General features: G+C 58.7%; 8 protein-coding genes. 6 read left to right on the top strand and 2 right to left on the bottom strand.

Annotated features, from left to right (window positions below):
- The first annotated feature begins 178 nt into the window (after positions 1 to 178).
- Together GTP44_RS18650 and GTP44_RS18655 are read left to right on the top strand one after the other, a co-directional pair.
- Positions 179 to 400: a hypothetical protein gene (locus tag GTP44_RS18650; protein WP_161020601.1), complete on the top strand. Its 222-nt coding sequence runs from the start codon at positions 179 to 181 to the stop codon at positions 398 to 400.
- Positions 401 to 769: 369 nt separating this feature from the next.
- A complete protein-coding gene (locus GTP44_RS18655; RefSeq protein ID WP_160990106.1) occupies positions 770 to 1,105 on the top strand; it encodes an energy transducer TonB in 336 nt (111 codons plus the stop codon).
- 7 nt (positions 1,106 to 1,112) lie between these two features.
- Here the strand turns inward: GTP44_RS18655 and GTP44_RS18660 are convergent, their stop codons facing one another.
- Positions 1,113 to 1,934, bottom strand: coding sequence for an EAL domain-containing protein (locus GTP44_RS18660; RefSeq protein WP_161020602.1), 822 nt, complete (start codon positions 1,932 to 1,934; stop codon positions 1,113 to 1,115).
- Between the two features lie 156 nt (positions 1,935 to 2,090).
- Here GTP44_RS18660 and GTP44_RS18665 point away from each other — a divergent pair, with 156 nt between their 5' ends.
- Positions 2,091 to 2,894 (top strand): class II glutamine amidotransferase, encoded by an 804-nt coding sequence (locus tag GTP44_RS18665; protein ID WP_161020603.1) that lies wholly within the window; start codon positions 2,091 to 2,093, stop codon positions 2,892 to 2,894.
- Here the strand turns inward: GTP44_RS18665 and GTP44_RS18670 are convergent.
- Positions 2,891 to 3,421, bottom strand: a complete 531-nt coding sequence (locus tag GTP44_RS18670) for a GNAT family N-acetyltransferase (protein WP_161020604.1) — start codon at positions 3,419 to 3,421, stop codon at positions 2,891 to 2,893. The two genes, GTP44_RS18665 and GTP44_RS18670, sit on opposite strands and share 4 nt — an antisense overlap.
- A gap of 221 nt (positions 3,422 to 3,642) precedes the next feature.
- Here GTP44_RS18670 and GTP44_RS18675 point away from each other — a divergent pair, with 221 nt between their 5' ends.
- From GTP44_RS18675 to GTP44_RS18685, 3 genes are all read left to right on the top strand, one after another.
- Positions 3,643 to 4,674: a sulfate ABC transporter substrate-binding protein gene (locus GTP44_RS18675; protein WP_371867263.1), complete on the top strand. Its 1,032-nt coding sequence runs from the start codon at positions 3,643 to 3,645 to the stop codon at positions 4,672 to 4,674.
- 82 nt (positions 4,675 to 4,756) lie between these two features.
- On the top strand, positions 4,757 to 4,978 hold the full coding sequence (locus tag GTP44_RS18680) for a TOBE domain-containing protein (protein ID WP_090178885.1): 222 nt from the start codon (positions 4,757 to 4,759) through the stop codon (positions 4,976 to 4,978).
- Between the two features lie 270 nt (positions 4,979 to 5,248).
- Positions 5,249 to 6,127: a serine hydrolase gene (locus GTP44_RS18685; RefSeq protein WP_161020605.1), complete on the top strand. Its 879-nt coding sequence runs from the start codon at positions 5,249 to 5,251 to the stop codon at positions 6,125 to 6,127.
- The last annotated feature ends 129 nt before the right edge of the window (positions 6,128 to 6,256 follow it).

The raw sequence follows: 6,256 nt of genomic DNA on the forward strand, positions 1-6,256 counted from the left end.
TCGTCTTGCAGTAAGATGATTTGAACAATGATAAACAGAGCTTTTGCTTCCCCCTGTCCAAACCCATCACCAAAAATCGGTGACTCACTTTCCAGTAAAGCCAATGACTACTACCACAACTGACAAGTTACCTAGTATCTCGATCGATGATCTAAGAGTCCTGAGTACCCAACCCGGCATGCTACAAGTCACCATCAAGAAAGTCAGCGGATACTTCATGCCCATCGTCCGGTTTGTTCCACCAGTGGGTGACACCGTACTGCATGGCGTCATCACTCAGGGCGCGGACGTTGTAGCTACCGTAGACTTGGATGATGCTTTAACTGCACTGGAAGAACTGATTGGCAATAAACACAGCATCGTCATGCCTGATACCGCCAGCACTCCCATCCTGCATTAAGCACTTCCAGCCGATCCCCAGCATCCACGGGATCGGTTGCGCCCTGCTTCACTACTCCAAGACACAGTTTTATTTAAAAGAGTTCACTCTCTTTACACGAGGGAAAGGTTCGTGTCGCACCAATGTTGACACTATAGCCTATGCAGAGGGAAGCACAAACAATACCCGTTACCCTTAACTTACGCTTAAGAAATGATACGGCTGTGTGAATGAGTCATTAATTGTGTATCGGAAAATAAATTTCCGTGCAGTTATATAGAATTTCGATGCCGGGCATTCCAACAATAAATTATCCATATATGGTGCGTCGCAGTATAGTTCAGCCATAGCAGATTGTTTTCCCGACGAACTAATTCATTGGAGCCCATCATGATCATCCGTTCTATCATCGCCCTCGGCCTGATTTCGCTGTCCACCATCAACCCTGCCAGCGCCGCCACCGACGCCCGCCTCGCTTCCGGCGAATGCGAAGCCCCGGCTTACCGCAACACCTGGCAAGAAGAAGAACTGCAAGGCAATGTGAAACTGGCCGTGCTGGTGGACGCCAAAGGCAATGTGCAAGACACCAAAGTGATCTCGTCGAGCGGCCACCTGGCGCTGGACAAAGCCTCGCTGCGCGCCAGCACCGCCTGCAAGTTCCAGCCAGCCAGCAACGGCGCCGCGCCGGTCTGGGCCCAAGTGCAATACAAATGGGTTCTGAACTAAGTGACGCTCATGCTGCCCACCGCGCCGGCGCCTGCATCAGCGCCGCGCGTGGTTCGTCCAGCAGATAGCCTTGCACCAGCAATGACACACCTGCGGCCGCGCTGAGTTCGCGCAAAGCCGTCAGGTGTTGCGGCGTTTCCACCCGCTTGCACACCACCGCCACCCGGGCTGCGGCGCAACGCTGCAACAATTCAGTCCATCCCGCCTTATCCTGCAATTCCCTCCCGTCCAGCTTGAACCCATCCGGCCGCGACCGATCCAGCACGCCCAGCGCATCGCGCGGACTGTTGGCGTTGACCGCGAAACGGAAGCCGTTGCGGCGATAGTTGTCCGCCACATAGTGCAACAGCCAGCTCTGCTGCGGCGTCGCCGCCGGCAGTTGCAGCACCACCCGCTCCAGCGGCAACTCCAGCGCGTCGAGAATGCGGCGGAACGCGTGCCCGTGATTGCTGCTGACCGCGCTCAGCAGGCGGTCGTGCACATTCAGGTACAGATCGGCCGGCGAATCGCCCGTCTGGCGGAAGAAATTGATCGCATGGAGCATACGGCACAACCGGTCCAGCTCGATGGATTCATCGTCGCTGGCCGCGTGATCGAGCAATTTCCACAACGACAGGCCCTGATCCTGGGCCGACACGCTGCGCGCCAGCCCCTCGTAGGCCAGCACCTCGCCGCTGTCCAACCGGCGCAGCGGCTGGAAGGCGCTGGTCATGGTGCAATTGAAAAACCGCCCCTGGGCCTTGCCCTCGTGATCGAGCCAGATGCTGGAAGCGGCGCCGGTGGCGTCGGATAGACGCGCCAGGTACTTCTGCAGGATGGGAAATGACATGGAATTCCTCTGGGAACACTAACAATATCAACAGCGTAGGCCCGCGCGCCAAAAAGCAGAACGAATGCTTTCGCCTATGGATATGCCAAAACATTCCTTCCCGCCACAGAGTGTGCGCCGTATCGTGGGGCCATCGCTCAACTCCGTCGTCATCCCATGTGCCAACTCCTCGCAATGAGCAGCCATAAACCGGCTGCGGTAGACTTTTCCTTCGCCGGCTTTGCCGAACGCGGCGGCCGCACCGGCGAGCACAAGGACGGCTGGGGCATCGCCCTGCACACCGCCACCGGCTGCCGCCTGTACACCGACTACCTGCCGTCGATCCATTCGCCGCTGGCGGCGCAATTCAAGCAAAGTCCGATCAAGGCGCGCAGCGTGGTCGCGCATATCCGCAAGGCGACGCAGGGCCGCGTGTCGCTGGAGAACAGCCACCCGTTCACGCGCGAGCTGTGGGGCCAGACCTGGTCGTTCGCCCACAATGGCGACCTCAAATTATTCGACCCGAATCCCAGCCTGTACGCGCCGTGGGGCGACACCGACAGCGAACGGGCCTTCTGCCACCTGCTGTCCGGCCTGGCGCTGCGCTTCGCGACGCAGCCCGCGCGCCATCTGCTGTACGCGGCGCTGGAAGCGCTGGCCGGCGAAATCGCCGCCTACGGCAGCTTCAACTTCATCCTGTCGAACGGCGACTTGCTGTTCGCCCATTGCAGCACCGAGCTGCACGTGGTGGTGCGCGCCTACCCGTTCTCGGTGGCGCACCTGATCGATTGCGACCTCAGCATCGACTTCAGCCGCCACAACCACCTGGACGATCGCATCGCCGTGATCGCCACACAGCCGCTCACCTCCAACGAACCATGGACGCGGTTCTCTGCTGGCGAACTGAAGTTGTTTGCCGGCGGCGTGGAAGTGGGGGCGTTGCCGGAAGCGCGGCAGCAGATGCTGAGGGTGGCGTACTAGTCGCTATTGCAGTTGCAGAACTTCTTGCGTTTGGGCGCGTTCGGGCAGGTGGCGTCATCGTCGAGCTGTTTCCAGAAGAAAACCGTCTCCACGCCGTAAGGCGAACGCACCAGGCCGGCGTCGATATAGCCGCAGTGGGCGAAAAACGCCTTGCCGGTCGCCGTGCTGTGCAACTGCAACGCTTTCACGCCCCAAGCGCAGGCCTGCTCTTCCATCCGCTTCAGCAAGGCCTTGCCGATGCCCTTGCCACGCGCCTCCGGCAACAGATAGCACAAGGCCAGCTTGCCGGCGCCGGTCAGCAGGGCGACGCCGACGACGGTGCCCTCGCTGACGGCCACCAGCGAAAAATTGGTCGGCGAGCTGAACCAGTTCGCCACCATCTGCGGCGTTTTATTACCCAGCCAGGCGTCAAGGATGGCTGGATCATTCTGATGGTCCAGTTCGCAGCATTCCCTGATGGAACGGCACAATACGGTGCACACCGCCTCCGCATCCGGCAAGGCGGCAATACGAATTTCAATACTCATGTACGCTCACAAACATTACTTTTAGTACTGGGAACGACTATACACTAAGGCGGGTAAGGCCGTCGGATGCTGCCAGACTAGAGGGCGGGCGGGCCGTTGCCCACGAATGTTTTCGACAATCCATATTCGATTTATAGTGAACTTCTAAGCATATTACGAAAAATTCGTATCTTTTCTGGGCAAAATTTTACACCATGGGCGTTTTGATATGACGAAAGCTCATGATGACCTCACAGAATCCGCGCCGCGCAGTGACCAAATCGCTGCTCATCAGCTCCTTCCTGGCAGCGTCGGCCACGCTGTTCGGCCTGCCGCAAGCGCAGGCGGCCGACACCGTGTTGCTGAATGCCGCCTACGACGTCACCCGCGAACTGTTCAAAGAGATCAACCCGGCCTTCAGCGCCGAATGGAAGAAAACCACCGGCGAAACGATCAACGTCAACCAGTCGCACGGCGGCTCGTCCAAGCAGGCGCGCTCGGTCGCAGACGGACTGGAAGCATCGGTGGTCACCATGAACCAGGCCAACGACATCGACATCCTGGTCGAGCGCGGCGTGGTGGCCGCCGACTGGAGCAAGAAATTCCCGAACAACGCGTCGCCGTTCTACTCCACCATGGTCTACCTGGTGCGCAAAGGCAATCCCAAGCAGATCAAGGACTGGGCCGACCTGGCCAAGCCCGGCGTGAAAGTCATCATCCCGCATCCGAAGACCTCCGGCAACGGCCGCTACACCTATCTGGCCGCCTGGGGCGCGGTGATCAAAAAAGGCGGCACCGAGGCGCAGGCGCGCGATCTGGTCGGCAAGATCTTCAAGAACGTGCCGATCCTGGACGCCGGCGGCCGCGGCGCCACCACCACCTTCACCCAGCGTGAAATCGGCGACGTGTTGGTGACGTTTGAAAACGAGGTGAACCTGGTGCGCGAGGAATTCGGCGACAAGTTCGACGTGGTCTACCCATCGATCTCCATCCTGGCCGAATCGCCGGTGGCGGTGGTCGACAAGGTCGTCGACAAGCGCAACCTGCGCAAGCAGGCCACCGGCTACATCAACTTCCTGTACAGCGAACAAGGTCAGGAAATCATCGCCAAGCACTCGCTGCGTCCGCGCTCGGAAAAAGCGTTTAAGAAATACAACGCCAACTTCCGCCAGGTCAGCCTGTTCACCATCGACGACGTGTTCGGCGGCTGGAAAGCCGCGCAGGCCCGGCACTTCGCCGATGGCGGCGAGTTCGACAAAATCTATAACAAATAACTTTATGCGGAGAGATTCGTTGGCAAACGGCCGGCGTGACCGTACTCTGGAGACATGAATCCACCAGACAAAAGGAAGCGCGATGGCCATTTCTGAAATTAATGTACGTAATCAATTCCGCGGCAAGATCAAGGAAATCATCTTTGGCCCGGTGGTCTCGGAAGTCGATGTTGAAACGCAGCACGGCATCGTCACCTCGGTGATCACCTCGCGCTCAATCCAGGACCTGGACCTGAAAGTCGGCAGCGAAGTCATCGCCCTGGTGAAATCGACCGAAGTCTCCATCGCCAAGATTGGCAACTAATTAAGACTCCGCAGCGGCCGCCGTCGCGTCCGGCCAACACCCCAAAGCCCCGAGACCGCCAGCCTCGGGGCTTTTTTACATTGGCATGGCGAAATGACAAAAAAAATATAAGAATCCGGGACTTACACACAATAGACGAGAAGCCACTTTAATGTTATTGTTATTCCCTTAGAGAATATTGCCGTATAGCTAGAGCTTTAAGTTAGAACTTTACGCGCGCCGCGTCGCCCAGACGTGTCCGATAGACTCCCTATTCCCTGACTCAATACCATGCTGAAGAAAATAGTTGCTGTAGTGCTAAGCTCGTTTACCGCCGTCACGTTTGCCGCCGGACCGCAGCTTGGCTCGCAGTCGGTGCTGGTGGTGGAAGACGCCACCGGCAAAGTGCTGCTCGAAAAAAATGCCGATAACCAAGTGCCGATCGCCTCGCTGACCAAGCTGATGACCGCGATGGTGGTGCTGGACGCCAAACTGGATATGAAGGAAAAGATCGAAATCGACCGCGCCGACGTCGACATGCTGAAGCATAGCGCCTCGCGCGTGCCGGTCGGCGCCGAACTGTCGCGCGGCGAGGTGCTGCAACTGGCGCTGATGTCCTCCGACAACCGCGCCGCCGCCTCGCTGGCGCGCACCTACCCGGGCGGCGCGCCGGCGTTCCGCATGGCGGTCCGCAACAAGATCCGTACGCTGGGCCTGAGCAAGACCGTGATCGAAGAGCCGACCGGGCTGTCGCCGCACAACGTCTCGACCGCCTCCGACCTGGTCAAGATGGCCACGGCCGCCTCGGCGTATCCGGAGATTCGCCGCATCACGACCGACACCAAGGACATCATCAAGATCAAAGGCCGCAAGGTCGAGTACCACAACACCAACCGTCTGGTCGGTGCCAAGGGCTGGGACGTCGGCCTGTCGAAGACCGGCTACACCGAAGAAGCCGGCCGCTGCCTGATCATGCGCTTCAAATCCGGCGGCAAGAACAACACGCTGGTGCTGCTGAACGCCGGCGCCACGTCGGTGCGCAACATGGACGCGGTCAAGATCCGTCGCCTGGTCGCCGGCCCGGACGACAAGCCGAAAGTGATGAAAGCCTCGGCCAAGACCAAGAAAAAAGCCGTCAAACAAGCCAAGCGCGTGCGCCGCGCGATGTAAGCAAAAACGGGTGTCAGATACCGTCTTGAATGGCAAGCTTTTTCGATAAGTATTTGGGGTCGAAAGGCTTGCCAGTACGGATGACACCGTAAATCAGATGCGTCAGTTTGTGAACGACAGCACTGATCA

The sequence above is a fragment of the Duganella lactea genome (assembly GCF_009857505.1).
Classification (GTDB): Bacteria; Pseudomonadota; Gammaproteobacteria; order Burkholderiales; family Burkholderiaceae_D; genus Rugamonas; species Rugamonas lactea.

What these genes read in the sequence shown, in the direction of transcription:
- GTP44_RS18650 (WP_161020601.1), top strand. Translation starts at nt 179, where the DNA reads ATGCTACAAGTCACCATCAAGAAAGTCAGCGGATACTTCATGCCCATC.
- GTP44_RS18685 (WP_161020605.1), top strand. Translation starts at nt 5,249, where the DNA reads ATGCTGAAGAAAATAGTTGCTGTAGTGCTAAGCTCGTTTACCGCCGTC.
- GTP44_RS18660 (WP_161020602.1), bottom strand. Translation starts at nt 1,934, where the DNA reads ATGTCATTTCCCATCCTGCAGAAGTACCTGGCGCGTCTATCCGACGCC.
- GTP44_RS18665 (WP_161020603.1), top strand. Translation starts at nt 2,091, where the DNA reads ATGTGCCAACTCCTCGCAATGAGCAGCCATAAACCGGCTGCGGTAGAC.
- GTP44_RS18680 (WP_090178885.1), top strand. Translation starts at nt 4,757, where the DNA reads ATGGCCATTTCTGAAATTAATGTACGTAATCAATTCCGCGGCAAGATC.
- GTP44_RS18675 (WP_371867263.1), top strand. Translation starts at nt 3,643, where the DNA reads ATGATGACCTCACAGAATCCGCGCCGCGCAGTGACCAAATCGCTGCTC.
- GTP44_RS18670 (WP_161020604.1), bottom strand. Translation starts at nt 3,421, where the DNA reads ATGAGTATTGAAATTCGTATTGCCGCCTTGCCGGATGCGGAGGCGGTG.
- GTP44_RS18655 (WP_160990106.1), top strand. Translation starts at nt 770, where the DNA reads ATGATCATCCGTTCTATCATCGCCCTCGGCCTGATTTCGCTGTCCACC.